The sequence below is a fragment of the Bradyrhizobium sp. P2_E8 genome, assembly GCF_056403875.1.
The window spans coordinates 1-1,494 of record NZ_JBFUES010001386.1 but is presented as its reverse complement, the minus strand read 5'-3'; the positions used below and the strand labels follow the sequence as shown (position 1 = coordinate 1,494).

General features: G+C 63.8%; 2 protein-coding genes. Both read left to right on the top strand.

The window, feature by feature from the left end; genetic code table 11:
* Positions 1–496 (top strand): acyl-CoA dehydrogenase family protein (locus tag AC1D00_RS40695; RefSeq protein WP_477014589.1); only part of this gene is annotated, 496 nt, incomplete at its 5' end.
* A gap of 14 nt (positions 497–510) precedes the next feature.
* Positions 511–1,494 (top strand): acetyl-CoA C-acyltransferase (locus tag AC1D00_RS40690; RefSeq protein ID WP_477014588.1); only part of this gene is annotated, 984 nt, incomplete at its 3' end.

The following is a 1,494-nucleotide window of genomic DNA, read 5'->3' as shown; positions in this document are numbered from 1 at the left end:
GCGCGATGTCCGCGGGCAATTGCTGGGAGCGGAAGGCGAGGGTATTGCCGCGCTGGAAGCCTGCCGCGATCGCGCCATCGGCGCGCTCTGCGCGGAAGCCGTCGGCGCCATCGGTGAGCTGAACTCGGCGACGTTGGACTATTCCAAGACCCGCAAGCAGTTCGGCACCACTATCGGCTCCTTCCAGGTACTGCAGCATCGGATGGTCGACATGTTCATCGCGCATCAGGAAGCGCTCTCCCTGATGCAGCATCTGAGCCTCAGTCTCAGCGCCGGCGATTCCGCACTGTCGCGGCTCGCCTCCGGCGCTAAGTCGAAGATCGGCTATGCCGGCAAGTTCGTTGCCGACCAAGCGGTGCAGCTTCATGGCGGCATGGGAATGACCGACGAGCTCAACGTCGGGCACTATTTCAAGCGGCTCTCCTCCATCAACATCCAGTTCGGCGATCCCGCGTTCCACGTGCTGCGTTACGCGCAGCTGGACGCGGCCGCGTAAGCAGCGAGGCAGGCATGACGACTGAAGCAGTAATCGTTTCCACCGCCCGTACAGCTGTCGGCAAAGCCTACCGCGGTGCGCTCAACAATACGGACGGCCCGACCATGGCCGGGCACGTGATGGCCGAAGCGGTGAAACGCGCCGGGATCGCGCCGGGCGAGGTGGAAGATGTGGTCCTGGGTTGCGCGATGCAACAGGGCACCATGGTGATGAACGTGGCGCGCAAGGGCGCGATCCGCGCTGGCCTGCCGGTGACAGTCGCTGGCACCACTATCGACCGGCAATGTGCGTCCGGCCTCCAGGCCATCGCGGTGGCCGCACGCTCGGTCATGCTTGATGGCGTCGAGGTCGCGATCGGCGGCGGCATCGAGTCGATCAGCCTCGTGCAGAACGAACACATGAACAAATTCCACGCCGTCGACGACGAGCTGATGGCGATGAAGCCCGAAATGTACATGTCGATGCTGGATACGGCCGAGGTCGTCGCCGAGCGCTACAAGATCGGCCGCGACAAGCAGGACGAATACAGCCTCGAGTGCCAACGCCGCGTCGGCGCTGCGTTGCAGGCCGGCCGCTTCAACGACGAGATCGTGCCATTCACGACCAGGATGGCGCTGTTCAACAAGGACACCAAGGAGGTCACCTACCAGCAGGTGACGCTCACAAAAGACGAAGGCCCACGTCCCGAAACCACCGCCGAAGGCCTCGCCAAGATCAAGCCGGTGTTCGAGGGCAAGACAATCAGCGCAGGAAATGCCAGCCAGCTTTCGGACGGCGCTTCGGCCTGCGTGATTATGAGCGACAAGATTGCAGCCCGGAAGGGCCTCAAGCCGCTCGGCATCTTCCGCGGCTTCGTCGCCGCCGGCGTCGAGCCGGACGAGATGGGCGTCGGGCCGGTCGCCGCGATTCCGCGGCTGCTCAAGCGGCATAATTTGAAGGTCGACGACATCGATCTGTGGGAGCTCAACGAGGCCTTCGCCAGCCAGTGCCTGTATTGC